Origin of the sequence: Sphingomonas sp. MMS12-HWE2-04, assembly GCF_044881185.1 — a bacterium.
Taxonomy (GTDB): domain Bacteria; phylum Pseudomonadota; class Alphaproteobacteria; order Sphingomonadales; family Sphingomonadaceae; genus Sphingomonas.
The window spans coordinates 3168934-3195196 of record NZ_CP173254.1 but is presented as its reverse complement, the minus strand read 5'-3'; the positions used below and the strand labels follow the sequence as shown (position 1 = coordinate 3195196).

General features: G+C 67.6%; 26 protein-coding genes. 22 read left to right on the top strand and 4 right to left on the bottom strand.

The features are described 5' to 3' along the window. The first annotated feature begins 511 nt into the window (after nt 1-511). The 15 genes from AB2M62_RS14880 (at nt 512) to AB2M62_RS14810 (ending at nt 13624) form a co-directional block, all read left to right on the top strand. Nucleotides 512-1120: a lytic transglycosylase domain-containing protein gene (locus AB2M62_RS14880; RefSeq protein ID WP_404334972.1), complete on the top strand. Its 609-nt coding sequence runs from the start codon at nt 512-514 to the stop codon at nt 1118-1120. After that, entirely contained in the window at nt 1117-3087 is a 1971-nt protein-coding gene (locus AB2M62_RS14875; RefSeq protein ID WP_404334970.1) for an FHIPEP family type III secretion protein, read from the top strand. Before AB2M62_RS14880 ends, AB2M62_RS14875 begins: the two co-directional genes overlap by 4 nt. After that, complete coding sequence (gene sctC / locus AB2M62_RS14870) at nt 3084-4886, top strand: type III secretion system outer membrane ring subunit SctC (RefSeq protein WP_404334968.1); 1803 nt, start codon at nt 3084-3086, stop codon at nt 4884-4886. Before AB2M62_RS14875 ends, sctC begins: the two co-directional genes overlap by 4 nt. Continuing rightward, nucleotides 4883-6043, top strand: coding sequence for a hypothetical protein (locus AB2M62_RS14865; protein ID WP_404334966.1), 1161 nt, complete (start codon nt 4883-4885; stop codon nt 6041-6043). Before sctC ends, AB2M62_RS14865 begins: the two co-directional genes overlap by 4 nt. A gap of 31 nt (nt 6044-6074) precedes the next feature. Next, nucleotides 6075-6386 carry a hypothetical protein gene (locus tag AB2M62_RS14860; protein WP_404334964.1) on the top strand — a complete coding sequence of 104 codons (312 nt, stop codon included), beginning with the start codon at nt 6075-6077 and terminating at the stop codon, nt 6384-6386. A 5-nt stretch (nt 6387-6391) separates the two neighbouring features. Continuing rightward, nucleotides 6392-6793: a hypothetical protein gene (locus AB2M62_RS14855; protein WP_404334962.1), complete on the top strand. Its 402-nt coding sequence runs from the start codon at nt 6392-6394 to the stop codon at nt 6791-6793. 15 nt (nt 6794-6808) lie between these two features. After that, nucleotides 6809-7555: a type III secretion system inner membrane ring lipoprotein SctJ gene (gene sctJ / locus AB2M62_RS14850; RefSeq protein WP_404334961.1), complete on the top strand. Its 747-nt coding sequence runs from the start codon at nt 6809-6811 to the stop codon at nt 7553-7555. After that, the gene (locus tag AB2M62_RS14845; RefSeq protein ID WP_404334959.1) at nt 7552-8010 is read left to right on the top strand and encodes a hypothetical protein; all 459 of its coding nucleotides are present in this window, start codon (nt 7552-7554) and stop codon (nt 8008-8010) included. Before sctJ ends, AB2M62_RS14845 begins: the two co-directional genes overlap by 4 nt. After that, nucleotides 8007-8612, top strand: a complete 606-nt coding sequence (locus AB2M62_RS14840) for a FliH/SctL family protein (RefSeq protein WP_404334957.1) — start codon at nt 8007-8009, stop codon at nt 8610-8612. The genes AB2M62_RS14845 and AB2M62_RS14840 overlap by 4 nt, the downstream gene beginning before the upstream one ends. Further along, on the top strand, nt 8602-9915 hold the full coding sequence (locus AB2M62_RS14835) for a FliI/YscN family ATPase (protein WP_404334955.1): 1314 nt from the start codon (nt 8602-8604) through the stop codon (nt 9913-9915). Before AB2M62_RS14840 ends, AB2M62_RS14835 begins: the two co-directional genes overlap by 11 nt. Continuing rightward, entirely contained in the window at nt 9912-10367 is a 456-nt protein-coding gene (locus tag AB2M62_RS14830; RefSeq protein WP_404334954.1) for a hypothetical protein, read from the top strand. Before AB2M62_RS14835 ends, AB2M62_RS14830 begins: the two co-directional genes overlap by 4 nt. After that, nucleotides 10358-10960 (top strand): hypothetical protein, encoded by a 603-nt coding sequence (locus AB2M62_RS14825; RefSeq protein ID WP_404334952.1) that lies wholly within the window; start codon nt 10358-10360, stop codon nt 10958-10960. Before AB2M62_RS14830 ends, AB2M62_RS14825 begins: the two co-directional genes overlap by 10 nt. Nucleotides 10961-11090: 130 nt before the next feature. Continuing rightward, on the top strand, nt 11091-12095 hold the full coding sequence (locus tag AB2M62_RS14820) for a hypothetical protein (RefSeq protein WP_404334951.1): 1005 nt from the start codon (nt 11091-11093) through the stop codon (nt 12093-12095). Nucleotides 12096-12157: 62 nt separating this feature from the next. Then, complete coding sequence (locus tag AB2M62_RS14815) at nt 12158-12808, top strand: ATP-binding cassette domain-containing protein (protein ID WP_404334950.1); 651 nt, start codon at nt 12158-12160, stop codon at nt 12806-12808. A 147-nt stretch (nt 12809-12955) separates the two neighbouring features. Continuing rightward, nucleotides 12956-13624 carry a hypothetical protein gene (locus tag AB2M62_RS14810; protein WP_404334948.1) on the top strand — a complete coding sequence of 223 codons (669 nt, stop codon included), beginning with the start codon at nt 12956-12958 and terminating at the stop codon, nt 13622-13624. A gap of 70 nt (nt 13625-13694) precedes the next feature. Here the strand turns inward: AB2M62_RS14810 and AB2M62_RS14805 are convergent, their stop codons facing one another. Next, nucleotides 13695-13937, bottom strand: a complete 243-nt coding sequence (locus tag AB2M62_RS14805; protein ID WP_404334946.1) for a hypothetical protein — start codon at nt 13935-13937, stop codon at nt 13695-13697. Nucleotides 13938-14017: 80 nt separating this feature from the next. Between AB2M62_RS14805 and AB2M62_RS14800 the strand changes: the two genes are divergently transcribed. Continuing rightward, complete coding sequence (locus AB2M62_RS14800) at nt 14018-14920, top strand: hypothetical protein (RefSeq protein ID WP_404334945.1); 903 nt, start codon at nt 14018-14020, stop codon at nt 14918-14920. 60 nt (nt 14921-14980) lie between these two features. On the opposite strand, the gene AB2M62_RS14795 is transcribed toward AB2M62_RS14800, so the two are convergent. Beyond that, a complete protein-coding gene (locus tag AB2M62_RS14795) occupies nt 14981-16900 on the bottom strand; it encodes a ribonucleoside-diphosphate reductase subunit alpha (protein ID WP_404334943.1) in 1920 nt (639 codons plus the stop codon). A 489-nt stretch (nt 16901-17389) separates the two neighbouring features. Between AB2M62_RS14795 and AB2M62_RS14790 the strand changes: the two genes are divergently transcribed. The 4 genes from AB2M62_RS14790 to AB2M62_RS14775 are packed head-to-tail and all read left to right on the top strand — an operon-like array spanning nt 17390 to nt 23218. After that, nucleotides 17390-19066 (top strand): MFS transporter, encoded by a 1677-nt coding sequence (locus AB2M62_RS14790; RefSeq protein WP_404334941.1) that lies wholly within the window; start codon nt 17390-17392, stop codon nt 19064-19066. Further along, complete coding sequence (locus tag AB2M62_RS14785) at nt 19059-20186, top strand: HlyD family secretion protein (protein ID WP_404334939.1); 1128 nt, start codon at nt 19059-19061, stop codon at nt 20184-20186. Before AB2M62_RS14790 ends, AB2M62_RS14785 begins: the two co-directional genes overlap by 8 nt. Continuing rightward, a complete protein-coding gene (locus AB2M62_RS14780; RefSeq protein WP_404334938.1) occupies nt 20183-21556 on the top strand; it encodes an efflux transporter outer membrane subunit in 1374 nt (457 codons plus the stop codon). The genes AB2M62_RS14785 and AB2M62_RS14780 overlap by 4 nt, the downstream gene beginning before the upstream one ends. A 57-nt stretch (nt 21557-21613) precedes the next feature. Next, the gene (locus AB2M62_RS14775; protein WP_404334936.1) at nt 21614-23218 is read left to right on the top strand and encodes an amidase; all 1605 of its coding nucleotides are present in this window, start codon (nt 21614-21616) and stop codon (nt 23216-23218) included. Here AB2M62_RS14775 and AB2M62_RS14770 read toward each other — a convergent pair. Then, nucleotides 23211-23609 (bottom strand): DUF4345 domain-containing protein, encoded by a 399-nt coding sequence (locus AB2M62_RS14770; protein WP_404334934.1) that lies wholly within the window; start codon nt 23607-23609, stop codon nt 23211-23213. The two genes, AB2M62_RS14775 and AB2M62_RS14770, sit on opposite strands and share 8 nt — an antisense overlap. Next, complete coding sequence (locus AB2M62_RS14765; RefSeq protein ID WP_404334932.1) at nt 23606-24070, bottom strand: DUF2721 domain-containing protein; 465 nt, start codon at nt 24068-24070, stop codon at nt 23606-23608. Before AB2M62_RS14765 ends, AB2M62_RS14770 begins: the two co-directional genes overlap by 4 nt. A 255-nt stretch (nt 24071-24325) precedes the next feature. On the opposite strand from AB2M62_RS14765, the gene AB2M62_RS14760 reads away from it, so the two are divergent. Both AB2M62_RS14760 and xth read left to right on the top strand, forming a co-directional pair. Continuing rightward, entirely contained in the window at nt 24326-25459 is a 1134-nt protein-coding gene (locus AB2M62_RS14760; protein WP_404334930.1) for a GNAT family N-acetyltransferase, read from the top strand. Next, a complete protein-coding gene (gene xth / locus AB2M62_RS14755; protein WP_404334929.1) occupies nt 25440-26210 on the top strand; it encodes an exodeoxyribonuclease III in 771 nt (256 codons plus the stop codon). Before AB2M62_RS14760 ends, xth begins: the two co-directional genes overlap by 20 nt. The last annotated feature ends 53 nt before the right edge of the window (nt 26211-26263 follow it).

Genomic DNA, 26263 nt, shown 5'->3' with positions numbered 1-26263 from the left:
ATTCGTCAACGGCAAATCTCGATGTAACGACCAAATGGGCCCAGAAAGCGATGTTCCGATATCGAAACGAGAACGACTTGGCCCGAAGCTTGCGAACGGTGCGCTGGTGAAACGGTCTGCAATCTCCGCGCCAAACTAAGGAAAAATACGACGAACCGTTCAGTTCGTCCCGAAAAGCGCAACGGCTCATCGCTCTGTGCTTCCGTTCGTTCATAATTGGCAACAAATCTGAAGCATAGCGGCATTAGCTGATGCGCTCTGGGCAAGGAGACATTGGCGGCACGATGCCGTTTTGAACGGGCAAATTCGGATCGGGACGCGGGTTTAACAAGCCGGCGAGGAGTTCTCGATCATGGGTAACGTAAAATTCGGCGTCGGTGTTAACCTCGCCATTTCCTTGGTTTTTTCTTGCGGACTCGCGACGAATGCTTCGGCGCAGTCCTTAACCGGGAAGAATCCGCTGGAAGACTGCCCGCTGAACGCGCCGTTGCGCGTCTCGGCGGGGCAGACGATGTCCAATTACGAGTTGCTTGCCGCGTGCACGCGCGATGTCGTGACGATTGCGCCCGATCGGCTGCCCGACAGCCCGGACGTGGTGCGCATCCAGGGCGTCAAGGAGAAGCCCGAAGATCGTCGCCGCCGCGAGGCCGAGGCTGCCGAAGCGCCAGTCACCGCGTCGGTGCGCACCCGCGCCGGCACGCGCGTCGCGCGCTATGACGATCACGTCACTCGCATTGCGGCGAACTATCGGATCGATCCGCTCTTCCTTCATGCCGTTATCGGCACCGAATCGGCGTATCGCCCCAATGCTGTTTCGCATGCGAACGCGATCGGGCTGATGCAGATCATCCCGACTACCGGCAAGTCGCTTGGGGTCCAGCGCGCCGCGCTGTTCGATCCGGGCACCAACATCGACGCCGGCGCGCGACTGCTCAAGCGCCTTCAGCGCCGTTACGGCCGCGACTTCAACCTGATCCTGGCGGGCTATAATGCCGGCGAGGGCGCGGTGGCCAAATATGGCAACAAGGTCCCGCCCTATGCCGAGACGCAGGGCTATGTCCGCAAGGTGATGGCGCGGTACCAGACGCTGCGGGGAGGAACCGCAGGAGCCGCGCGGTGAGCCCCTTTGCCGCCCTTGGCCGGCTGCCGCGCGGGAACCTGCGCATCGCCGACCTGGCGCTGGTCGCCACGCTGGTCGCGGTCATCGGGCTGCTGATCCTGCCGCTGCCGCCGCTGGCGCTCGACATCCTGATCGCCGCCAACATGACGATGGGCGTGCTGCTGCTGCTCAGCACGCTCTACGTCTCCAAGCCGCTCGACTTCTCGACCTTCCCGTCGGTGCTGCTGCTGACGACGTTGTTCCGCCTGTCGATCTCGATCGCGACGACGCGGATGATCCTGGGCCATGCCGAGGCGGGGCATATCGTCCGCCAGTTCGGCGAGATGGTCGCGGGCGGCAATCTGATCGTCGGGTTGGTGGTGTTCCTGATCATCACCATCGTGCAGTTTATCGTCATCTCGAAGGGCGCCGAGCGCGTCGCCGAAGTCGCGGCGCGGTTCAGCCTCGACGCGATGCCGGGCAAGCAGCTGTCGATCGACAGCGACCTGCGCTCCGGGCTGATCGACAAGGACGAGGCGCGGCTGCGCCGCCGCACGCTGGAGCAGGAAAGCAAGCTCCACGGCAGCCTGGACGGCGCGATGAAGTTCGTGAAGGGCGACGCGATCGCCTCGATCGTGATCGTGCTGGTCAATCTGATCGGCGGCCTTGGCGTCGGCATCTTCTCGCACGGCATGGCCGCGGGCGATGCCGTCACCACCTATTCGATCCTGACCATCGGCGACGGCCTCGTCGCGCAGCTGCCCGCACTGTTCAGCGCGATGGCGGCGGGCCTGCTGGTCACGCGCACCACCGACGAGGAGCGCGACGGCGAACTGGGTGCCGCGATCGCCCGCCAGGTCGGCGGCAAGCCGCGCGTGCTGTTCATCGCCGCCGGGCTGTGCCTGCTGCTTGGCGTGATCCCGGGCTTCCCGACCCTGGTGTTCCTGGGCATTGCGGCGGCGCTGGCCGGCAGCGGCGCGTGGCAGCATCCGGTGACCAACGCCTGGATCCGCGGCAAGGCCAGCCGTTTCGACCAGCGCCCGACGGCACTGCCGCCGGTGGTCGAGGCGCGCCCCGCAGCGCTCAAGCGCGTCCGCCCGCTGGTGCTCGAACTGCGCACGCAAGACCTCACCGCGGCGCGGATCGCCGCAGTCAGCGCGGCAGTGACCGCGGTGCTCGAGCGCGCGCAGGACCGCATCGGCACCGCGCTGCCCGCCGCCGAGATCGAGCCGAGCGAAGCCGAGTTCGGCGAGAAGGGCAAATGGGCGCTGTTCGTCTATGAGGCGCCGATCGCCAGCGGCGTGATCGAAGGCGACGCGATCGAGCAGCAGGTTGCGGACGCCGTCGAGGCGGCGCTCCGGCGGCACATCGGCCATTTCCTTGGCCTGCAGGAAGTCACCGGGCTGCTCAACCGCGTCGGCGCCGAATATCCCGACGTGGTCAAGGAAGTCGTCCGTGCGGTTACTACCAGCCGGATCGCCGAAGTGCTGCGGCTGCTCGCCGAAGAGGAAGTCCCGCTGCGCAACATGCGCGACGTGCTCGAGGCGATTGCAGAGGCCGGCCAGTCCGAACGCAACGCGTTGCCGCTTGCCGACCTCACCCGCGTGGCGTTGCGTCGCTATCTCGCGCCGCCGCACTGCATCGATGGACGCTTCCGCGTGCTGATCGTCGGCACCACGCTCGAGCGTTTCCTGCGCGACAATAGCCGCACCGTCGATGGCGTCGCGCGCCTGGCGATGGAGCCGGACCATGCCCGCACGCTGATCGCGATGATCCGTCGCGAGGTCGCCGAGACCGGAGCGCGGGCAGTGGTGACGGCGTTCGACCTGCGCCGGCCGTTGCGCCGCCTGCTCAGCGCCGACCTGTTCGAGCTGCCGGTGCTCGCCTTCAACGAACTGATGCCGTCCATCCCGCTCGACGTGGCGGGGCAGATCGACCGTACCCCATTGGCAATCGAGGAGAACGACATGGCGGGAGCCGCTGAATGACGCTGCGCGCGAAGATGCTTTTCCGATCGGGACTGGTGCTGGGCGGCTGCCTGATGATGGCCGCGCCGGTGACGGCCAAGCTGCCGCCGTTTGGCAGCAAGCCGGTGTCGCTGACGGCGCGCAACCAGGACATCGCGTCGTTCCTGAGCTCCTTCTTCAGCGCCTCGGGGCTGACCGTCGTCGTCGGCGACGGCGTGACCGGCAAGGTCAACGGCCGCTTCGCCGGCCCGCCCGCCGAGGTCTGGGCGAAATTGTCGCGCGCGTTCAACCTCGTTGCCTATTATGACGGCTCGATCGTCACCGTGTACGGCGCGAACCAGGTGCAGAGCCGCACCATCGCCGTGCCCTCGGGCCGCGCCAGCGAAGTCGCGGCGAATGTCGAGGAGCAATTGGGCGATGCGACCAACCGCGCGCGCTCGTCCTCGGCCGATGCGCTGACCGCCACCGGCGTGCCGCGCTTCCTCGAACAGGTCCAGTCGCTCGCCAGCGGCACGCCGCAGCAGCGTTATGCCCAGCGCCCCCCGATCGACCGGATCGCGCCCGGCGCACGCGGCGGCGGCGGCGAGATCGAACCCTATGAGCTGCGCGTCTTCTATCTGCGCTACGCCCGTGCCGACGATACCGTGCTGACCGCGGGCAACCGCGAAGTGAAGGTGCCCGGCGTCGGCACCACGCTCAGCCAGATCATGGGCGACGGTGCGCCGGTCTCGGGCAGCGTCGAGGGGCAATATGGCAGCCGCACGCTGCGCCAGAGCCAGCCGCGGCTGGGCGGGCGCGGGCTCAACGCTGTGGCGCCCGATGCGGGGCAGGCATCGCAGGCCTATCCCAACGACGACGAGTATCTCGGCCTGCCCGGCGGCAACCAGGGCAATGCCGTGGCCCAGCCGGCACGCTGGGCGCAGGCGGGCCCGCGGATCAGCATCGATCCCTCGCTCAACGCCGTGATCGTGCGCGATCGGCCTGAGAACATGCAAGCCTATGAGGGGCTGGTGCGCGCGCTCGATATCCAGCCGCAGGTCGTCCAGCTCGAAGCGACGATCATCGATCTGAACATCGAGAAGATCCGCGACCTCGGCATCGACTGGCGCGTGCAGAGCCAGGGCTTCTCGGCGCTGTTCGGCGGTGACATCGGCCGGCGCACCGGCAATGTCGCGACCGACACGCTCAACAACGGCGCCGCCAACGAGGGCCTGTCGCTTTCGTCGATCATCGGCGCACACCAGGAATTCATCGGGCGGATCAGCGCGCTGGAGAAGAAGGGCGCGGCACGGATCGTCTCGCGGCCGCAGCTTGTCACGCTCTCCAATGTCGAGGCGGTTTTCGACCGGACGCAGACCTTCTACGTCCGCGTCGCCGGCGATCGTCAGGTCGATCTGTTCAACGTGACTGCGGGCACCGTGCTGCGCGTCAATCCGCATGTGCTGAGCGACGGCGGCGTGCCGCGCATCCGCATGGTGATCGGCGTCCAGGACGGGTCGATCCTCGAGGGCCGGGTCGATCGCATCCCGGTGGTCGAGAATGCCAGCGTCAACACCCAGGCCCTGATCAACGAGGGCGAGAGCCTGTTGCTCGGCGGCCTGACGGTCAATTCGCAATTCGACGCCGAGAGCAAGATCCCGCTGCTCGGCGACATCCCGGTGCTCGGTGAACTGTTCAAGACTCGCTCGCGCAGTGCGCGGCGGATCGAGCGGCTGTTCCTGATCACCCCGCGGATCATCCGGCTCGACGAGGCGCGTGCGGTTCCCGCATCCTACGCCCCGGCGCCGGCGCCCGCGGTTCCCCAGACGAGGCGACAATGAGCGACACACTCGACATTCTCGAACGTCCCGAGGCCGAGGTTCCGGCCGTGCCCGCCAGCGTGCTGCGCATCCTGAACGGGCGGCTGGCCGGCAAGGAATATCCGCTGACGCCGGGCACCCGGATTGTGATCGGGCACAGCCTGGCGAGCGACGTGGTGCTGCGCGGCGGCGGCACGCGCGATCGCAGCATCGAGCTGCGCCCGGGCGAGGAAGGCGCCTGCGTCCATGTCCTGGCCGGCGAGATCGAGTTGCTCGGCCGCGCGCTGGGCGTGGGCGAGGAAGCGATGCTGCCCGCCTATCTGCCCTTCCGTTTCGGCGAATTCGTGCTGGCGCACGGCGCACAGGCATCCGAGCGCTGGGACGAGGCCGAGCGGTTCGCGTCGAGCCCGAGCGCGGCACCGCTGACGCCGCTCCCGGTGCCCAAGGTTTCCGATCGCATCGCCGTCTATGGCCGCAGCAACGTCAAGCGGGCGTTCGAATGGATGAGCCGCCCGCGCGTCGCGATCGCCTCGGCCTCGCTGGTGCTGCTGATGGCGGCGGTCCAGCCGGTGCAGCAGATCGTCAGCGAGGTGCAGGGCCAGCCTTCGGCGCTGGAGCGCCAGCTCGACCGCAAGGGCTTCAAGGGCTTCGACGTCAGCGAAAACCCCTCAGGCGGGCTCGTCGTTCATGGCGCGGTCGCGAGCGATACCGAACTGGTGCGGTTGCGCGCGCTGGTCGCGCAGCGCGACGCGCCGGTGCTGCTCGACGTGCAGACTGCAAGTGCATTGGCCAATGCCGCGGGCGACGTGCTTCAGGCGCAGGGCGTCAAGGCGCGCACCGAGCCTTCGGGGGTGGGTGGCGTGGTGGTCACTGCCGCCTATTTGCCCGCCGACAAGCAGGAGGGGCTGCGCAAGCTGCTCGCGCGCGACGTGCCGGGGCTGAAGCGGGTGCGCTTCAAGACCGACGACGCGCTCGGCGACGATGCGCTCCAGGCCTATTTCGCCGGCAGCGGCGCGGGGATCGCCAGCGTGGTCGAGGACCCCGGCTATATCGCCACCGCCGACGGATCGCGCTGGTTTCCCGGATCGGTGCTGCCGACCGGGCACCGGCTCGTCGCCGTGCAAAGCGGGCTAGTCCAGTTCGAAAAGGACGGACGGATCGAGGAAATCCATCTGTGACGTTTGCTTACGCGTAACAAGGAGAGTGACGATGACGACCAACATCAACACCGAGATGTCGAACCTGGCGGCGACGCCGCTGACCGGCCAGCGCATGGAGCGCGACAACCGGCCGGGAAATTGGTTCGAAGCGTTCGCCGATGCCTGGGGCAAGGCGCTCGACAACCAGGCCGCAGTGATCGAACAGAAATCGGACGGGATCGCCAATCAAGGCGGCGATAATCCGTCGCAGATCACGATGCTCACCGCCGAATTGATGAAGATGAGCTTCCTCTCGAACAGCTCGCACACTTCGCTCGACAGCGTCTCCAAGGCGCTCGAGACGATGGCGCGCAAGGGCTAAGGGCCATGACCATGGAAGTGCTCGCCGCCTCGGTGGCCGCGCCGCCGCCGCGCATCACCGACCTGGCGCCTGCGATGCCGCAGACGCCGGGTCTTGGCACCCAGATCCAATTCGACGCCGCGATGAGCGGCGCCGCCGCGAACCCGGCATCGACGGTGCAGGCCACCGGCGACGTCCCGCCGGCGGTGAAGGAGATCCTCAACACGCTCGACAAGGTCGATGGCGAAGCGAAGGGCGTGGCGGACTATGCCAGCTCTGCCCAGGCATCGAATGGCGAGCTCACCCCTGGCGAAATCGTCCAGCTGACGATGCGCTGCCAGGAATTCATGTTCCATTGCCAGCTCAGCTCGAACATCGCCAATCGCAGCTCGGACGGCATCCAGCAGCTGTTCAAGCAACAGGGCTGATTTGGGAGGTCTTCGATGAAGACGGACCGCAAGACGCGTCGCCTCGCCCCCCTGGGGGCGGTGCTCGCCTGCCTGCTGCTCGCCGCATGCGGCAGCCAGGAAGTATATGGCCAGCTCAAGGAGAGCGAAGCCAACGACATGATCTCGGTGCTCAAGACCGCGAGCATCGATGCCAGCAAGCAGGGCGCGGGCGAAGGCAAATGGAGCATCGCCGTCGCGCCCGACCAATTCTCGCGCGCGGTGCAGGTGCTGCGCGCCAATGGCTATCCTAAGGGCGAATTCGAGACGCTCGGCACGATCTTCCAGAAAAAGGGGTTCGTCTCCTCGCCGGTCGAGGAACGGGCGCGGTTGATCTACGGATTGTCGCAGGAATTGAGCCATACGGTGAGCCAGATCGACGGGGTGGTCGACGCGCGCGTCCACCTGGCCATCCCCGAGGCCGATCCGCTTTCGGACAAGGTGAAGCCGTCTTCGGCGGCGGTGTTCATCAAATACCAGCCGGGCTTCGACGTGCGTAGCCAGACCGGGGCGATCAAGGCGCTGGTGACCAACAGCATCGAGGGACTGTCGTACGACAAGGTCTCGGTGATGATGTCGCAGAGCCAGGTCGCGCCGCCGCCGGCGGGCGTGACCATCGCTTCGTTCGATTCACCGATCACCCGGGTGGTGCTGATCCTGATCGCGCTGGGCGGGGCGGGCTATGCGCTGTTCATGCGGCGCACGCGACGCAGCGCGCAGCTGCCGGTGGTGCCGGGCGAATGAGCGGCAAGCGCGAGCGGCGGCGGATCGCCCAGGCGGCGGCGCTCGGGGCTCGGCTGGTCCCTCCGTTTAGGCGGAGCGGGCTGGGTGGCCGCGGTGCGCGTCCGGGCTTTGCCGAACTCGTCAGCTGGCCGCGCTGGCCGGGGCTGGACGACGAGGCGCGTGCCTCGGTCTGGGCGGTGGCCGCGCTGGTCGAGGCGCGCGATGCGCTGGCCGAGGAGATCGACGGCAGCCGGTTGCGCGATTTCGCCGCGCAAGTGGGGGCCGAACCGCTGGAGGCGGTGCTCGCGCTGCCGCCGGGCGGGCGGCGGGCGCTGCCCGAGCCGGGCGATCTGGCCGCGGAGGGTCGCGAACTGGCCGAGGCGGCACTGCCGCCCGTGCTCGCGGGCTATCTCGGCATCGCAGCGGCAGGCGGAGACCGCGACATCATCAGCGCAGCGGAGCGGATCGCACGATGAGCTTTTACCTGCTCCACAATGACGGGCGCAGCCTGCTCGCCACCGACACGCCGGTGGTTCGGGCGCGCGACCGCGCTCCAATTGCCGAGGCGGGCGGCTTGCTGGCGCGGCTCGGCGAACTCCATCGCGACCAGGAAGCGCGCGCCGCGACGGCGGAGGCCGAGGCGCGGGACAGGGGCTATACCGCTGGTTTTGCCGCGGGCGAGGCCGCCTTTGTCGAGGCGGTCGCCGAAATCGCGCGCCAGGCCGCGGCACATCAGAGCGACGGTGAGGACAAGATCGCCGAACTGGCGCTCGCGGCGGTGCGACAGATGCTCGGCGCGATCGGTGACGAGGAGGCGATGGCGGGCGTCGCGCGGCGCGCAGTCGCCGCGGTGGTGGCGACCGGACCGATCCTGGTCGAGACCTCGCCGGCGATGCAGGCGCGCGTCGAGGCGGCGCTGGGCGAGGGATCGGCCGAGCATCCGGTAAGCGTGGCGGCCGACGCCGCGCTGTCCGACCGCGAATGCCGCATTCATGGGCCCGACGGGCGGATCATCGCCGATCTCGACGGCCAGGTCGCCGCGCTCGCCGAGCGCTGGGAGCTCGACCATGTCGCTTGATTCCACGGTCAGTGCGCTGTTCGAGCGGCTCGACGCCGCGCCGGCCTTCGAGCAGCGCGGGCGGGTGAAGGGCGCGATCGGCACCGCGATCCGCGTTTCCGGGATCACCGCGCGGATCGGCCAGACCTGCGCGCTGCTCGATCGCAGCGGAGAGCCGGTGATGTATGGCGAGATCGTCGGCATCGCCGATGGCGAGGCAGTGCTCGCGCCGCTGGGCGACCTGCGCGGCCTCTCGATCGAGACCGAAGTGGTGGTGCGGCTGGGCGAGGACCAGGTGCCGGTGGGCGAGGCGCTGCTCGGGCGGGTGCTCGATGCGCGATTGAAGCCGCTCGACGAAGGCGCGCTGGTCCAGTCCGAGACGGTGCGTCCGCTCTATGTCGACGCGCCCAACCCGATGACCCGCCAGCGGATCGTCGAGCAGGTCGAAACCGGGGTGCGCGCGATCGATGCTCTGCTCCCGATCGGGCGCGGCCAGCGCATCGGGGTGTTCGCCGCGGCGGGCGGGGGCAAGTCGACGCTGCTCGCGGCGCTCGCGCGCCAGGCCCGGGCCGACGTGATCGTCATCGCGCTGATCGGCGAGCGCGGTCGCGAAGTGCGCGAGTTCATCGAGGATAATCTCGGCGACGAAGGGCTGGCGCGATCGGTGGTGATCGTCGCGACGTCGGACCGCCCGGCGCTCGAGCGCGCGCGCGCTGCGCATGCCGCGACTGCCGTGGCCGAGGGGTTCCGTGCCCAAGGCAAGCATGTGCTGCTGCTGATGGATTCGGTGACGCGCTTCAGCCGCGCGCTGCGCGAGATCGGGCTCGCGACCGGCGAGCCACCGGTGCGGCGCGGCTTCCCGCCGTCGGTGTTCGCCGAGTTGCCGCGGCTGTTCGAACGCGCCGGCACCGATGCGGTGGGCGCGATCACCGGAATCTACACCGTGCTGCTTGAGGACGAGGAAGACGATCCGATCGGCGAGGAAGTGCGCTCGCTGCTTGACGGGCATATCTATCTGTCGCGGAAGCTCGCCGCGCGCGGCCACTATCCCGCGATCGACATCCTCGCCAGCCAGAGCCGGCTGATGACGCAGCTCACCGCACCCGAGCAGCAGCGCGCCGCGATCGGGCTGCGCGCGCTACTCGCCAAGCTCGACGAGATCGAGCTAATCGTCCAAGTCGGCGACTATAAGCCCGGCCAGGATCCCGCCGCCGATCGCGCACTGGCGATGCGCGCCGAGATCGACGCGTTCCTGCGCCAGCCCGCGAGCCAGCGGAGCGACGCTGCGACTACGCTTACTTTGCTCAGAGGATTCGACGGATGAGAGACCGGATCGAAAAACTGCGCACCCTGGTGCTGCTGCGCCACCGCGACGTCGAACGGCGCACGCGCGATGTTGCCGAGGCCGCGCAAGTGCTGGCGGCCGCCGAACAGGCGGTGCGCGCCGCCGAGCACGCGTGCGACGCGGCGCGGCTGCGGCTCGAACGCGCTTTGGGCGACCGGGTGCGCGATCCCGCCGACGGGCAGGCGCATCTGTTCTGCCAATGCTGCGAGGCGGGCGTCGGCGAGGCAGACGCGGCGCTGCTTGCCTGCGAGGAAGATGTCGCCCAGGCCGGGGCGGTTGCCGTGCAGGCGCGCCGGGCCCTGATGCGCGCGCAGGTCCGCTTCGATGCGCTGTCGGTGGCGCTGCGCCGCGCCCAACTCGGTCATCGCCAGGCGCGCGAGCGGCGCGCGCAGGACGATCTGCCGCATAGGGGAGCGTTGTCATGGGCATGACCGCGGGCGCGACGAGTGAACCGACCAGCGTGCGGCCGAGCGCGGACCAGCCTCGCGCGCGGCCCGAGCGCGGCGACACCGAGCGTTTCCGCGAAAGCCTTGAGCGCCACGCCCAACCGCGCCAGATGCCGGGCAAGCGCGGACGCGGCGACGACAAGACCGGCGGCGAAGCGGGGATGGCGATGCCGCATCCCCAGCCCGAGGGACTTGGCCATCAGGCAAAGAAGGGCGAGCGCGACGTCGGAGACACCGCCACCGCGCCGGTTGGCGAGCAGCCCCGCGGTGCGGCGCAAGCTACGGCGGCGCCGGCGCCCTCCGCCAATGCCAACAGCGCCGATGCCACGCTCCACGCCGCCTTTGCCGATAGGCTTGCGCTGGGCAACGAGCGCAGCAGCAGCGAGACCAGCGTGAGCTTCGGCGACGCTCGGTGGCTGGCGCGCGAGGCACTGGTGGTGGGCGGCGCTTCGGGCGAGATATCGCTTTCGTTGCAGCTCCGCGAGGACGGCGGCGATAATCCCAACGAAGCCGCCGACGAATTGCGACGGCGGCTTGAGGCACGTGGGCTCACCGTGGATCGCGTCGAGCTGGGCTAGGCTTTGCCGCTGGGCGGAAGATGCGGGCCGCGAATCCGGGAAGGAGACGGCGGGCGGGTTGAGATCGGCCGTTTGCGTCACCGTCCGCGATGCCAATTGCAGACTCTTGGCGATACGCTAGACCTTAACGATGCGAGCTCGCGTCGGCCTAGATAATCGCCTGTTTCGGCAAGATCGCGCCATTGCCATCAATATCATTCGTGCAAACTTCAGCGGATGGCGTGACCTCGTGCTCGCTGGCGCCGTGCTAGTCGTGATTTTAGCTATCGTCCGCGCTTGGTTCGACGATCAGCCCTGGAAGATTGCTGCCTGGGCGGCTTTTGGCATCGGCGCTGGCGCCGGCATGGGGGTGGGCCGCCTTTTGAGGGCTCGTATCGCCTTTCACAGCTTCGACGGCCTGCTTGCGGCCGATGCCGTGCAACCCTTATTACGGCGCGGCTATATGGTCGCGTGGCATGGCTTTGGGATCGCAACAGCGATGGCGGTCACGCTGGTCGTGCGACCGCCCCTGGTCGTGATTACTGCGCCGGCGTACCTCACCGGGGCCCTAATGGCCGGTTTGACGGCCCGCCTCGCAGTGGGATGGGCAGTGCCCGGCAAGACCGCGATGGGATGGAATGTCCGAAGGTGGCTGCACCGTCCCGCCGCCGGAGTTGTCGCCGCAGTGATCCTGCTGGTGTCTCTGCTCCCGGCACATGCGCTAGAGAAGACGGGAGTCCTCGCAATTGTTGGCATGGAAGCCGTTGTTCTCGCCTTGGCGATCACGCCCGTCGAACAAGACATCGTGCGGTTCAAGGCCATCAGCGGTCATGGCCCCTGGCGTATCACCTTGGACTACGCGCGCGGCCTGGTGCTGTTCGCAGGTATCACGGCGTCGGTTTGCTGGGTTGCTCTCGGGCCCTTGCCGGCGGGAATCACCCTGGCCGCATCGGCCGCGATGCTGCTGCTTCTTGCAATGCGCATCCTTGCCTATTGCGTACACGACAAGCGCTTCGCCGATTTCCTGGTCTCGATCTTTGCAGGGCTGCTCATGCTGACTGCATATTCGATGCCCGTTTTGCTTCCGGTCCTCGTGGTTTCAATTCTGTGGCAGCTACGGCGGCGCGCTGCGGAGAAGACGTGGCTGCTGGCTTGAGCCCTGCCGTTCTTCTGAGAAATGTGGCGGTCGATCGAGGTCGGCGCAGAGCCGTGCATTCAGTGGATCTTGCCATTACCGCAGGGTCCTGGTTCGGCCTCATTGGGGCGAACGGATCGGGTAAAACCAGCCTGCTTCGTGGGTTGGCCGGCCGTTTGCCGTTTGCCAGCGGATCATGCCGGATCAGCGGCAGGGAGGTAGGCGAAGATCGGGCTGCCAGAGCCGCTTGGTTCGGCTTCGCGCCGCCCGCTGACAGACTGCCGGACTCCCTGCGTGGACGCGATGCCCTCGAACTCGTCGGAGGAGACATCGAGGAGGTGCTGTTGCTCCTAGGACCGTTGAGCGAGGCGTTGGGCCTGGCCCCGCTGCTCGATCATTGGATCGGCAACTGTTCGGCGGGTATGCGGCAGAGGATCGCGATCGCGGCGGCCTTCGCGGGTGGGCACGCGCACGTGATCCTCGACGAGCCGTTCAATTGGCTCGATCCCGTGGCGATATTCGACCTGCGACAAGTATTGCGACAGATGGTCAGCGATGGTCTGACGCTGATAACGGCCCTTCATGACCTGACCACACTCGCCGCTGCGTGCGACACGGGCGTGATGCTGGCCGATGGGCGAGTCGCGATGATTCTGGACGAAGACATGCTCCGAGCCGGTGCCCGCGACCTTCAAGCCTTCGAACGCCAAACAATAGACTTGCTGCGTACGTGACCGGCGATAGGCGATAATGCTCCGCTGCGGCGAAGCTCGGCTTCGATGTCATCTTGCTCCAGGGCGGGGGACCGTGGTCATATTATCCGTGTTGAACCTGACAAGGATCGCAGCCATCACACCCTCAATTTCGGGAAGAAGCGGACCATGCGAACGCTGTTTTCGAGTCTCGCCCTGCTCGGCCTGACCGCCTGGGTTTCGCCGGCGTTCGCGCAGGCGACGGCACGGGTTTGCAGCGCAGAAGAGTTGGTCGGGCCGGCATGCCTGCTCGCCCGGCATGAACTGCCGTCGCTCCCCGCCGGGCCCTTATATTGGCACCTGGATCGATTCGCATCGAAAGAGGCCGCGCAGGGCGCTGCCGCCGATACCAGCACGATAGTCGAGGCGTTCGGGGCGATCTGGCTGTTCACTATCGAGCGAAAGGCGTGGCGTGTGAAAGGCGGCGAGCACGTCGCGGAAGTCGGTCCGCTGTCGGTTAAGCCGGCTTCCACCTATGCCGCCGAATATCTCCGATCCGTCTTCAGTCCGGGCATGACCGCGCCGCTGCATGTTCATTCGGGCCCTGAAGCCTTTTATGCGGTGCGCGGCGACACCTGCCTCGAGACACCCAAGGGGATCCAGTTGGGCCGTGGTTCGGGCAACAGCCTGGTCATCGAGGGCGGTCCGCCGATGCTGCTGATGGCGATCGGCAAGGAGACCCGCAGCGGCTTTGCGCTGATCCTGCACGACGCCCAACAGCCGCCGACGACCCTGGTGCACGATTGGCATCCGCAAGGCCTTTGCGAACTCCAGCATGCGCGGGACGCCGCAAAATAGCGATCGAGCTGAATCCCTGCCATTTCGGCATTGGGTTTAGGCATGCACGAACTAGATTGCGGGCATGTATTTAGGCCGATTTGTCCGAACCCTGTTGCTGCTCGCGATAGTCCCGATCCCTCCAGCAACTGCCCAGAGCGTGCAGACGCGCGAGATGGCGCTGGCGCAGGATGCCGGCGAATACGCCCGGGAATATGGCGTGCCGCAGGATGAGGCCCTGCGCCGCCTTCGCGCGCAGCAGGAGAGTGTTGCCGTTACCGATGCGATCGCCGAGCGCTACCGCGACCGGCTGGCCGGTATCTCGGTGCAGCATCGTCCCGATTATCGCTACATCGTCTATCTGACCGGCGACGCGCCGGTGGCGGAGCGGCGATCCGCGCCGGCGGGATGCGCGTGCCGATCACCTTTCGCACCGGCGCCAAGGCGAGCCGCGACCGCGTCGTCTGGGCAATCACCTATCACCAGGCGGCGATCCGCGCCGCGCTGCCCAGCCCGCCGTCGATGGGGCTTGATCCGCGGACCGGCGAGCTGGTCGTCATCATCGGCAGCGCGCTCGCCGAAGCAGATGGCGGCGTCGCGGCGATCGATGCCAAGCTGGAGCAGCTGACCGGCGTGCCGGTGCAGGTGCGGGTGCTGGAGCATGTCGATCGCAATCTGGGACTGAACGGGGGTGCGCGGCTCGACGGGATCGATCCGGCCAACGGCAAGCGCTATCTGTGCACCACCGGCTTCGCGGTGACCGACGGCGTGCGAAGCGGCATCACCACGGCGGCGCACTGCCTCGACGACATGACCTATTATGACGCGCAGCGCCGGCCGACGGTGCTTAGCTTTGTCGGCCAATGGGGCTGGGGCTATCACGACGTGCAGATCCATACCGGCGGCAGTTTCGATCGGCCTTTGGTCTATTCGGACAGCGCGCATACGATCGAGCGGCCCGTGGAGGCCCAGCGCAGCAAGCCGAGCACGCGGGCGGGCGACTTCGTCTGCCATCGCGGCGAGAGCAGCGGCTATAGCTGCGCCGAAGTCGAGCTGGTCGATTTCGCGCCCGCCGCCGAGCTGTGCGGCGGCGCGTGCCTGCCGACCTGGATCACCGTGGCGGGGCCGAACTGCAAGGGCGGCGACAGCGGCGGCCCGGTGTTCAGCGGCACCACGGCCTTTGGCGTGGTCAAAGGCGCGAGCTACCGCCGCGACGGCTCGTGCGCCTTCTATTTCTACATGTCGCTCGATTATCTGCCGGCGCCGTGGACGCTGGTCGTCGAACCCGACCTGGCGACGCATAGCAGGGCGCGCTGATGCAGGAACGGCCGCCGCGAGCGATCGCGACGGCCGTTCCGGATCGTTCAGCGCTGCCGCTTACTGGCAGGCGAGGCACTCGTCGTAATCGGTCGATTCACCCAGGTTGAATTGGGGCTTCTCGATCGTGTTGTCGGCCTCGACGCCGCCGGCAAAGCCGGCGCGCTGCACCGACTTGGAGCGGAGATAGTAAAGCGACTTGATGCCGAGCTCCCAGGCGCGGAAGTGGAGCATCAGCAGGTCCCACTTCTCGACGTCCGCCGGGATGAACAGGTTCAGCGACTGGGCCTGATCGATATAGGGCGTGCGATCGCCGGCAAGCTCGAGGATCCAGCGCTGGTCGATCTCGAAGCTGGTCTTGTAGCAATCCTTTTCCTCGGGCGTGAGGAAATCGAGATGCTGGACCGATCCGCCCATCTCGAGGATCGAATGCCACACGGCTTCCGAGTTCTTGCTCTTCTCGATGAACAGCTTCTCGAGATAGGGATTGCGGACCGAGAACGAACCCGACAGCGTCTTGTGGGTATAGATGTTGGCCGGGATCGGCTCGATGCAGGCGCTGGTGCCGCCGCAGATGATCGAGATCGACGCCGTCGGCGCGATCGCCATCTTGCAGCTGAACCGCTCCATCACGCCCATATCGGCGGCGTCGGGGCACGGGCCGCGCTCGATCGCGAGCTGCATCGACGCTTCGTCGACCTGGCCCTTGATCTGCTTGAACATGCGCAGGTTCCACGACTTGGCCATCGCGCCTTCGAAGGCGAGGCCGCGGGCCTGGAGGAAGGAGTGGAAGCCCATCACGCCAAGGCCGACCGAGCGCTCGCGCGCGGCCGAATAGGCGGCCTTCTCCATGCCGGGCTCGGCGCGGTCGATATAGTCCTGAAGGACATTGTCGAGGAAGCGCATCACGTCTTCGACGAAGCCCTTCTCGTCCTTCCACTGATCCCAGGTCTCGAGGTTGAGCGAGGAGAGGCAGCAGACCGCGGTGCGATCGTTGCCGAGATGGTCCTTGCCCGTCGGCAGCGTGATCTCGCTGCACAGGTTCGAGGTCGAGACCTTGAGGCCCAGATCGCGGTGATGCTTGGGCATGTTCGAGTTCACATGATCGGCGAACACAATGTACGGCTCGCCGGTCGCCAGGCGCGTCTCGGCCAGCTTCTGGAACAGCGCGCGGGCATCGACCTTGCCGCGCTCGCTGCCGTCCTTGGGGCTGCGCAGTGTCCATTCGGCGCCGTCGCGCACCGCTTCCATGAACGCGTCGGGGATGAGCACGCCGTGGTGGAGGTTGAGCGCCTTGCGGTTGAAGTCGCCCGAGGGTTTGCGGATCTCGAGAAACTCCTCGATCTCGGGGTGCGAGATGTCGAGATAGCAGGCGGCCGAACCGCGGCGGAGCGAGCCCTGCGAAATCGCCAGCGTCAGCGAATCCATCACGCGGACGAACGGAATGATGCCCGAGGTTTTGCCGTTGAGGCCGACCGGCTCGCCGATACCGCGGACATTGCCCCAATAGGTGCCGATGCCGCCGCCGCGCGAGGCGAGCCAGACATTCTCGTTCCAGGTGTCGACGATGCCGTTGAGGCTGTCGGGCACCGAATTGAGGAAGCACGAGATCGGCAGGCCGCGCCCGGTGCCGCCGTTCGACAGGACCGGGGTGGCGGGCATGAACCAGAGGCGCGAGATATAGTCGTAGATGCGCTGGGCATGGCCGGCATCGTCGGCATAGGCCGAGGCGACGCGGACGAACAGATCCTGGAAGGTCTCGCCGGGCAGCAGATAGCGGTCCTTCAGCGTCTCCTTGCCGAATTCGGTGAGCAGCGCGTCGCGCGAGTGATCGACCTCGAGCGTGTAGAGCTGCGGCGCAATGCTGCGCGAATCGCGCTCGGGCTTGGCCACCTTGGGGGAGGTAGCATCCGCCTTGGGGGCGGTGGCGGCGGCTTCGGTGACGGTTTCCACGCTGTTTTCGGTGTCCCTGAATTCCATGACTCTAGCCCCTCGCTGACCCTGCTTCGGACCCCATCAAGGCGGCCCTGCATCGACTCGGGAACATGGCGCGATGCTACGCTGCCACGTCGTTGCACGCGAGAACAAAACACGTCCATCGCGAATGGCCCCGGCACGCGTCCAGCACTTCCGCATATGGTGATGCGGCGCTGGTTCCACCAGTGCTTGAGCCTGCCCCTTGGTTCGACCACTACAGATTGTGCCAAACCGAGTCCGGGCACAAGGGGTTAAATCATGCGTTAACTCAACCGTTCATCGCGCATATGACTCGGTTCGCGGCGATCACCGAGCGCGACGCATGGTCAATCCTCGGGTCGCTGAAAGGCAAGGGAACGGAGCGCGAACTGCAAAAATATTCCGGTGGGGGAATTCGCCGACACAACCGGTAGTGCGTGCGACGCAATTGAGCGGCGCGATGAAACTGCGCATCGGGCGGGATCGAACCGCGGACTATTGGATTGTATCGGAATGGCAACGAACACGGCGAGCGATGACGGCGAGGGGGCCTGGCAACCCGCCCCGCACGAGCGCTCGCCGATCCCGGGCTCGCCGCCCACGCCCTGGCACCCGCCCCGTCGCCGCGCCGCCTATGCCGCGGTCGCCACGCTGGTGGTGATGGCAGGCGCGCTTGGCAACGCGATCGTCACGGCCAACCTCACCAATCTCCAAGGCTCGCTTGGTCTCTATTCCGCCGAGATCCAGTGGCTGCCAACGGTCTATGTGATGACCAATGTCTCGGCGAACCTGGTGCTCATCAAGTTCCGCCAGCAATTCGGCATCCGGCTGTTCACCCAGATCTTCCTCGCGGGCTTCGTCGCGGTGACCGCGGGGCACTTGTTTGTCCACAGCTTCACCTCGGCGATCGTCGTGCGCGCGTTCAGCGGTATCGCCGCGGCGGCGCTGAGCACGGTGGGCTTTCTATACATGATCCAGGCCTGGCCCGCCGAGCACCGGCTGAAAGGGATCGTGGCGGCGATCACCTTGCCACAGCTCGCGGTGCCGCTCGCCCGGCTGCTGCCGACCGACGTGTTCGAAGCCGATCGCTGGCAGAACATGTATTTGCTCGAACTCGGCCTCGCGCTGTTCTGCCTTGCCGGGGTCCGGCTGTTGGTGTTGCCCCCGGTCGAGCGGCAACGGGTGTTCGAGCCGGTCGATTTCGTCACCTTCCCGATCCTGGCGAGCGGACTCGCACTGCTCTGCGCGGTGCTGGGCATGGGGCGAACCCTGTGGTGGTTCGAGGCGCCCTGGATGGCGCCGGCGCTGATCGGCTCGATCGTGCTGCTCGTCCTCGGCTTCGTGATCGAGCACAATCGCAAGAACCCGCTCCTCAACACACGCTGGCTCGGCAGCGGCGACATCCTGCGCTTCGCGCTGGTCTCGATCCTGGTGCGCATTGTCCTGTCCGAGCAGACGATCGGCGCGACCGGGCTGCTCACCGTGGTGGGCATGGGATCAGACCAGATGCGCATGCTCTATTTCATCGTCCTGCTGGCGACGCTGGCCGGCGGCGTGGTGAGCGCCTGGACGATCGACCCGCTGTTCCTCGGCCGCCCGATCCTGATCGCGCTGGCACTGATCTGCGTCGGCGCGCTGCTCAATTCGGATTCGACCAACTTGATCCGCCCCCACGACATGTATTGGAGCCAGGCGCTGCTCGGCTTTGCCGGCGCGATGTTCATCGGCCCGGCCATGCTGATCGGGCTCAACCGGGCGCTGAGCCAGGGGCCGACTCATTTCGTCAGCTTCTCCGCGTTGTTCGGGATCACCCAGAATATCGGCGGGCTGTTCGGATCGGCGATGATCGGCACCTTCCAGGTCGTGCGCGAGCGCGTGCGCAGCGGCGAGATCGTCCAGAACCTCGCGCTTAGCGATCCGCTGGTGGCGCAGCGGGTGCAGGCCAATGCCGGCGCCTATGGCCGGGTGCTCACCGATCCAGTGCTGCGCCAGGCGGAGGGGGGCGCGATCCTGGCGCAGCAGGCCAGCCGCGAGGCCAATATCCTCGCCTATAATGATGTGTTCCTGCTGATCGCGGCGATCGCGGCGGGGACGATCCTGTGGGCGTCGTTCCACATCATGCGAATCCGCCGCGAAAATCTCGCGCGCGCTGCACAGGCCGCACAGGCTGCAAAGGCACAGAATGGCTGACCGACCTCCTTCCGCCGAGCCCGAGACAGCGGCTTCGCCCGCGACCACCGAAGGCGCCGATCCGCCGCCCGCGCGCCGCTGGACACCGCCGCGTGCCAGCCGCGGCAGCGTCGCGCTGGCCGCCGGCATTGCGCTCGCGGGGCTGATAGCGATGCTCGCCGCCTTTGGCATCGGGCCGTTCGGCGGCGGACGGATCTCGACCGAAAATGCCTATGTCCGCGGCCAGGTGACGGTGATCAGCCCGCAGGTCAGCGGCTATGTCACCCAAGTGCCGGTGCAGGACTTTGCCAGCGTCAAGGCCGGCACCGTGCTCGCCCGGATCGACGACCGCATCTATCGCCAGCGCGTCGACCAGGCGCTTGCCGCGCTCGCGACCCAGCGCGCCGGCCTCGCCAATTCGGCGCAGGCGGCGGCATCGCGGGCAGCAGGGGTGGGATCGCAGGAAGCCGCAGTTGAGGCGGCGCGGGCCCAATTGCTTCGCGCGAAGGCCGACATGGCCCGCGTCGACGATCTTGCGCGCGATGGTTCGGTCTCGCTGCGCGAGCGCGACCAGACCCTCGCGGCGCTTCGCCAAGCACAGGCCGGCGTCCGCCAGGCCGAGGCAGCGCGATCGATTGCGACGCAGGACGTGCGCACCGTCCAGGTCGGGCGCGGCGGTCTCGAGGCCAATGTTCAGGGCGCCGAGGCGGCGCTGCGGCTGGCGCAGATCGATCTCGCCAACACCGTGATCACCGCGCCGGTCGACGGGCAATTGGGCGAGATCGGCGTGCGGCAGGGGCAATATGTCACCGCGGGCACCCAGCTAATGGCACTGGTGCCGCGCACCTTGTGGGTCACCGCCAATTTCAAGGAGGCGCAGACCGCGCATATCCGCCCGGGCCAGCGCGCGAGTTTCAAGGTCGATGCGCTCGATGGCGCGCGACTGTGGGGCCATGTCGAGCAGATCGCGCCTGCCGCCGGCTCCGAATTCGCCGTGATCCGGCCCGACAATGCCACCGGCAATTTCGTCAAGATACCGCAGCGGATCGCGGTGCGCATCCGCATCGATCCCAACCAGCCGCTCGCCGAGCGACTGCGCCCCGGCATGTCGGTCCAGGCCCGGGTGGAGGCGGCGCAGTGAAGCGCATTCTCCTGCTCGCATTGCTGGCCAGCGCCTGTGCCGGTCCCGGCGCGCGGACGCCGCCGCCCGCGGCCCCGCAGGTCCCGGAGACGTGGCGCGGCGGCGCATTGCCGGGCGCGCAGGTCGAGGCAGGCTGGTGGAACGCATTCGGCGACCCGGTGCTGAGCGATCTCGTGACGCGTGCGCTTGCCAACAATGTCGATGTCGCGCTTGCGGCGGCGCGGGTCGGTGAGGCGCGCGCGCAGGAGACGTCGGCAAGGGCCGCACTGCTTCCCGACGCCAGCGCCGGAGCGAGCGCGGCGCGGTCGCGAAGCGTCGGTTCGTTCGGGACGCCGGTGGAGCAGACGGCGGCCTCGCCCTCGCTCAGCGTTTCCTACGAGCTCGATTTGTTCGGTCGCAACGCGCCGGGCCGCGAGGCGGCGCGCCAGGGGACCGTGGCCGCGCTGGCCGCGCGCGATGCCGCCGCGCTTGCGGTGGCGGCGACAACGGCTTCGAGCTACATCACGCTGCGTGCGCTCGACGAGCGACTGCAGACCGCGCGCGACACATTGGCGGCGCGGCAGGAAGGGCTGCGCGTCGCCCGGCGTCGTGCCGAGACCGGCTACACGTCGCGGCTTGAGCTCAACCAGGCCGAGGCCGAGTATCGCGCCGCCAGCCAGGTGGTGCCGCAGACCGAGCTGGCAATCGCGCGCGCCGAGAACGCACTCAGCATCCTGCTCGGCGTCGCGCCGGGGGCGATTCCGCGCGGGAAGGCATTCGACGCGCTGGTGCTGCCGCCGGTGCCGGGGGGACTGCCCTCGGACCTGCTGCGCCGCCGCCCCGACATCGCTGCGGCCGAGGCGCGGGTGGCGGCGAGCGACGCGCGGCTCGATGCGGCCCGCGCGCAGTTCCTGCCGCGGATCAGCCTCACCGGCACCGCCGGCGTCGCGCTGTCCACGGCCCTGGCCGATCCGATCACCCTGTTCTCGCTGGGCGGCAGCGTGCTCGCGCCGATCTTCGACAGCGGCCGGCTGCGGGCCGGCGTTGAAACCGCGACGTCGCAGCGCGACCAGGCGGCGCTGACCTATCGCGCCACGGTGCTCACCTCGCTGCGCGAAGTCGAGGACGGGCTCGCCGCGGTCCAGCGCCAGGCGCAGGCCGAGACCGAAGTGCGTGCCCAGCGTGCGGCACTCGCCGAGGCGCTGCGCCACGCCACCGATCGCTACCGCGCCGGCTATACTTCGTTCATCGAGCAGCTCGACGCCCAGCGCGGCCTGCTTGCCGCCGATCTCACGCTGATCAACGTCCGGTTGGATCGCTACACCGCGCATGTCGATCTCTACCGCGCGTTCGGCGGCGGATGGCGCGAGGAGACGCTACCGACGCGCTGAGGCCTTGCGTGGCGCCGGCGTCGGCCTACGCTGTGCCAAAATCGCAAGGGGGCGCGGATGGTTCGGATTTGGTTGCTGGCTTCGGCACTGCTGGCCGCGGCACCCGCGGCGGCGCAGGACATCGTGCTCCGGGAAACGCCGTCTACGGTCGCGGCGTTCGGCGAACAATCGATCGATGAGCTGCGCGCGCTGCTGGACGGGGGCAAATCGACCAGCGCCGAGATCACGAACCTCTATATCGAGCGCATCCGCATGCTCGATCGCGCGGGGCCGACGCTGCGTTCGGTGATCGCGCTCAGCCCGAATGCGCTCGAGCAGGCGCGGGCGAGCGATACACGGCGCAAGGCGAAGAAGCTGCTCGGGCCGCTCGACGGCGTGCCGGTGCTGATCAAGGACAATATCGAGACCAAGGAATTGCCGACCACCGCGGGCAGCCTGGCGCTCGCCGCCAACGATACCGGGCGCGACGCCCCGCTGGTGGCGCTGCTGCGCGCGCAGGGCGCAGTGATCCTCGGCAAGACCAATCTCAGCGAATGGGCCAATATCCGCTCGAACCATTCGATGAGCGGGTGGAGCGCGGTCGGCGGGCTGGTGCGCAATCCCTATGCCCTCGATCGCTCGGCCTGCGGATCGTCGAGCGGATCGGGCGCGGCGGTCGCGGCCGGGCTTGCGGCGGTGGCGATCGGCACCGAGACCGATGGCTCGGTCGTCTGTCCGGCGGCGATGAACGGGCTGGTCGGATTGAAGCCGACGATCGGGCTGGTCAGCCGCACGCATGTCGTGCCGATCAGCCATAGCCAGGATACGCCCGGCCCGATGGCGCGCAGCGTCAAGGACGCGGCGATCCTGTTCTCGGCGATGATCGGCAGCGACCCCGCCGATGCCGCGACGAAAGAGGCGCGAAACTACGTCAGGGACTATGCTGCGGGGCTTTCAGCCGACGCGCTGCGGGGCCGGCGGATCGGCTATTGGCGACCCGAGATGGATGCCAGTCTCGGCGCTGCTTTCGATGCCGCGCTCGACAAGTTGCGCGGTGCGGGCGCGACACTCGTCGAGGTCAAGCTGCCCGAACTGAAGGGTCTGGGCGACGCCGAGAGCCTGGTACTCTACACCGAATTGAAGGCCGATCTTGCCGCCTATCTGGCGACGATGCCGGGCACCGTGAAGACGCGCACGCTTGCCGATGTCATCGCATTCAACGATGCGCACCGCGAGGCCGAGATGCCGTTCTTCGGCCAGGAGACCTTCCTCAAGGCCGAGAAGACCAAGGGGCTCGACGATCCCGAATACAAGGCGGCGCGGGTAACGTCGCAGCGGCTGGCGGGGCCCGAGGGGATCGACGCGATGCTAAAGGCCGCCGGTGCCGAAATCCTGGTGACGCCGACCTATGGCACGCCCTGGCTGAGCGACCCCGCGCATGGCGACCAGTTCACCGGCCCCTCGGCGAGCGAGCTTCCCGCCGTTTCCGGCTATCCGCATCTAACGGTGCCGATGGGGCTGGTGGGTGGCTTGCCCGCGGGGCTCTCGTTCATCGGCACCGCCTATGCCGACGGGCTGCTGCTCCAGGCCGGCTATGCCTATGAGCAGGCTTCGCATGCCCGGGTGTCGCCCGGTTTCGCGCCGAGCGCGCCCGCCGATCTGGGGCCGCGCACGCTCAAGTGAAGCGGCGGGCGAGCCGCGCCTGCCACAACAGGATCAGCGGCACTTCGACCAGTTCGATGCCCAGCCCGATGCGGTGACCGAGCGACGGCATGCCGACCAGTATCAGCGAGAGCAGCCGGCAGGCGCCGCCGAGGATGACCATCGCCGCGAGCAGCCGCAGCCGCGGTCCCTTGCGCTCGACGGCGGGGATGCACGAGGCGAAGAGCAGCAGCATTCCCAGGAACAACCCCGAGACATAGCGGAAATGGCTGTCGAGGTCGGTCGGGATCGCCGGCGGATGGCCGAGGAAGCGCGGGCCGCCGATGACGCCGGCGATCGCGGCGGTGAGCGGCAGCAACAAGGTGAGCGCCATCACTGCCTGGAGCAGCCGCTTCTCGCTGCGCGGGGTCACTTCTTCTTGGCTTCGAGTTCCAGCAATTCCTCGCGGACGTGGATCGCCTCGAGCGACATGCGCACTTCGATCAGGAAATAGATCAGGCCCGCCATCAGCAAGACCATCGAGATGACGAACGCCACCGCGACCCAGATGCCGACATGGAGATTGAACAGGCGGGCAACGAACATCAGCGCGACGACGCAGCAGATCGCCAGGCCGCTCGCGGTGCACAGGAAGATCGCGTTGTTGATCACCGAGATGCGGCGATCGATGATCCGCAGCTCCCAGACATGGCGATCATGCTCGGGCCCGGTCGAGCGGGGATGAAGCTGCTCGATGTTGCGTGCCCGATCGACGATGCGCGCCAGCCGTCCCACCATCACGTTGAGGAAGGCGCCGATACCGGCGAGCAGGAACACCGGGGCGATCGCAGCCTGGATCGTCTCGGAGACCGTGGAGAGATAAGGGCCTTCCATCGGTTTCGCTTATGAGGGCGTTTCGGGCGCCGCTGCAAGCGGGAGTGCAAGCACCGCATAGATCGTCTCGACGAGCGCTCGGTTGACAATGTTGACGCGACAAGCGGGTTTGGCGCCGGCAGCGCCCGCGATGCGCCGCCCAAGCGACGACAAAGCGCCCACGAGGCGCCGCCAGCGCGCCCGGGTGTGGCCGGCCTGAGCCCGTCCACCCATTGGTAACGCCTCGGGCGTATCTCGGGGCAGATGACGCGGCCCATGCCCCTTGATGCATTCACGCGCCTGCCGCCGGCGCTCGCCGCCGACTGCGTCGACGGGCTTGCCGCCGGGATCGACACCGTTGCTGTACGCGCGGCGCCGACGCACCGATTTCTGCGCTATGGCTGGTATGCCGCAGCGCTCCAGGCCTATGGCGGCGCAGCGCGGACCCTCACCGTGGCGCGCGAGGGCGAGATGGTCGCGGCGCTGCCGGTGGTGTCCACCGGCCCTGCGGCACTTGGACTGGTCGGCGTACCCGGCTGCTACTGGCCGTTCCGCAGCTTCCCCGTTGCCGAGGACGCCGGCGTCGAAGTCGCCGAGGCGCTGCTTGGCCGGCTGGCGCGCTCGGCGCGCGCGCTGCGGGTCGGGCCGGTCTATGACGGCGACCCCGGGCTCGAATTGCTCAAGGCCGCGGCGCAGGCGCGCGGCTGGGCAGTGCTCGATCGATTTGTTGCGCATAGCTGGTTGCTCGATATCGCGGCGAAGCGCGCCGAAGGCCCGTGGCCGCGCAACTCGACGCTCCGGAAAAACCGCTTTCATGAAAAGCATCTCGGCAGCCATGGCGCGCTCGACTGGCGCTTCGTGTCGGGCGCCGATTGGGATGAGGCCGCGTTCGACGCGCTCGCCCAGGTCGAGCAGAAGAGCTGGATCGCGGCGCGCACCGATGGTTCGGACGCCAAGTTCACGGGCGCCGGCCATGGCGGCTTCTGGCGCGCCGCTGCCGCCGATCCGGTCATCGCGCAGATGCTGTGGGCAGCGCTGCTGCGTATCGACGGCGTGCCCGCGGCCTTCTCGTTCGATGTGAACGCCGGCGCGCTCAAATATGCGATCGCCAACAGCTACGATCCTGCCTTTGCCAAGCATTCGCCGGGCAAATTGCTTTATTACCGCAACCTCGTTCGCGCCGCCGAGGACGGCATCGGCGCAGTCGATTGGGGTGCGGGCGATGGTGGCTACAAGCAAGTGATCGGCGCCGAGCAAGGCCCGGCGATCCGCGACTGGCTGTTCGTCCGCCCCGGCCTGCCGGCGCTGGGCGCCCGGATGCTGCGCGGCGTCTGGCGGCGCAGCGGTAAGCCCGAGGGAACCCGAACGGTCGCCGAAGCGATCAGCCCGGATGCGGATAGCGACCTATAACGTCAACGGCGTCAACGGACGGCTCCCGGTGCTGCTGCGCTGGCTCGAAGAGGCCCAGCCCGATGTGGTCTGCCTCCAGGAACTCAAGGCGCCGGACGAGAAATTTCCCGAGGCCGCGATCCGCGACGCCGGATACGGAGCGATCTGGCATGGGCAGAAAAGCTGGAACGGCGTCGCCATCCTCGCGCGCGGTTGCGATCCCGTCGAGACGCGGCGCGGACTTCCCGGCGACCCGGATGACAGCCATAGCCGCTATATCGAAGCCGCAGTGAACGGCGTGCTGATCGGCGGACTCTATCTGCCCAACGGCAATCCGCGGCCTGGCCCGAAGTTCGACTACAAGCTTCGATGGTTCGACCGGCTGATCGCGCATGCGGCGACGCTGTTTGGCATGGACGCGCCGGTGGTGATCGCGGGCGATTACAATGTGATGCCCACCGAGCTCGACGTCTACAAGCCCGAGCGCTGGCTCGACGACGCGCTGTTCGCGCCCGAGGTTCGCGCCGCCTATTTCCGCCTGCTCGACCAGGGCTGGACCGATGCGCTGCGCCATCTTCATCCCGGCGAGACGATCTATACCTTCTGGGACTATTTCCGGAATGCCTATGGCCGCAATGCCGGGCTGCGTATCGACCATTTGCTGCTCAACGCCCCCGCTTCGGCCATGCTGAAGGCGGCCGAAGTCGACAGTTTCGTGCGCGGCTGGGAGAAGAGCAGCGACCATGCGCCGGTGCGGATCGAACTGGCTTGAACTATCCGGTGACGCCCGACGGCCGCTATTTCGTGGTGCGTGGGCGGCTGTGG

Coding starts and splice junctions, on each gene's coding strand:
- AB2M62_RS14860 (WP_404334964.1), top strand. CDS start 6,075: ATGACGACCAACATCAACACCGAGATGTCGAACCTGGCGGCGACGCCG.
- AB2M62_RS14830 (WP_404334954.1), top strand. CDS start 9,912: ATGAGAGACCGGATCGAAAAACTGCGCACCCTGGTGCTGCTGCGCCAC.
- AB2M62_RS14775 (WP_404334936.1), top strand. CDS start 21,614: ATGGTTCGGATTTGGTTGCTGGCTTCGGCACTGCTGGCCGCGGCACCC.
- AB2M62_RS14820 (WP_404334951.1), top strand. CDS start 11,091: ATGCGAGCTCGCGTCGGCCTAGATAATCGCCTGTTTCGGCAAGATCGC.
- xth (WP_404334929.1), top strand. CDS start 25,440: ATGCGGATAGCGACCTATAACGTCAACGGCGTCAACGGACGGCTCCCG.
- AB2M62_RS14810 (WP_404334948.1), top strand. CDS start 12,956: ATGCGAACGCTGTTTTCGAGTCTCGCCCTGCTCGGCCTGACCGCCTGG.
- AB2M62_RS14785 (WP_404334939.1), top strand. CDS start 19,059: ATGGCTGACCGACCTCCTTCCGCCGAGCCCGAGACAGCGGCTTCGCCC.
- AB2M62_RS14795 (WP_404334943.1), bottom strand. CDS start 16,900: ATGGAATTCAGGGACACCGAAAACAGCGTGGAAACCGTCACCGAAGCC.
- AB2M62_RS14765 (WP_404334932.1), bottom strand. CDS start 24,070: ATGGAAGGCCCTTATCTCTCCACGGTCTCCGAGACGATCCAGGCTGCG.
- AB2M62_RS14840 (WP_404334957.1), top strand. CDS start 8,007: ATGAGCTTTTACCTGCTCCACAATGACGGGCGCAGCCTGCTCGCCACC.
- AB2M62_RS14805 (WP_404334946.1), bottom strand. CDS start 13,937: ATGCTGCACCGAGATACCGGCCAGCCGGTCGCGGTAGCGCTCGGCGAT.
- AB2M62_RS14835 (WP_404334955.1), top strand. CDS start 8,602: ATGTCGCTTGATTCCACGGTCAGTGCGCTGTTCGAGCGGCTCGACGCC.
- AB2M62_RS14790 (WP_404334941.1), top strand. CDS start 17,390: ATGGCAACGAACACGGCGAGCGATGACGGCGAGGGGGCCTGGCAACCC.
- sctC (WP_404334968.1), top strand. CDS start 3,084: ATGACGCTGCGCGCGAAGATGCTTTTCCGATCGGGACTGGTGCTGGGC.
- AB2M62_RS14880 (WP_404334972.1), top strand. CDS start 512: ATGTCCAATTACGAGTTGCTTGCCGCGTGCACGCGCGATGTCGTGACG.
- AB2M62_RS14760 (WP_404334930.1), top strand. CDS start 24,326: ATGCCCCTTGATGCATTCACGCGCCTGCCGCCGGCGCTCGCCGCCGAC.
- AB2M62_RS14865 (WP_404334966.1), top strand. CDS start 4,883: ATGAGCGACACACTCGACATTCTCGAACGTCCCGAGGCCGAGGTTCCG.
- sctJ (WP_404334961.1), top strand. CDS start 6,809: ATGAAGACGGACCGCAAGACGCGTCGCCTCGCCCCCCTGGGGGCGGTG.
- AB2M62_RS14855 (WP_404334962.1), top strand. CDS start 6,392: ATGACCATGGAAGTGCTCGCCGCCTCGGTGGCCGCGCCGCCGCCGCGC.
- AB2M62_RS14845 (WP_404334959.1), top strand. CDS start 7,552: ATGAGCGGCAAGCGCGAGCGGCGGCGGATCGCCCAGGCGGCGGCGCTC.
- AB2M62_RS14825 (WP_404334952.1), top strand. CDS start 10,358: ATGGGCATGACCGCGGGCGCGACGAGTGAACCGACCAGCGTGCGGCCG.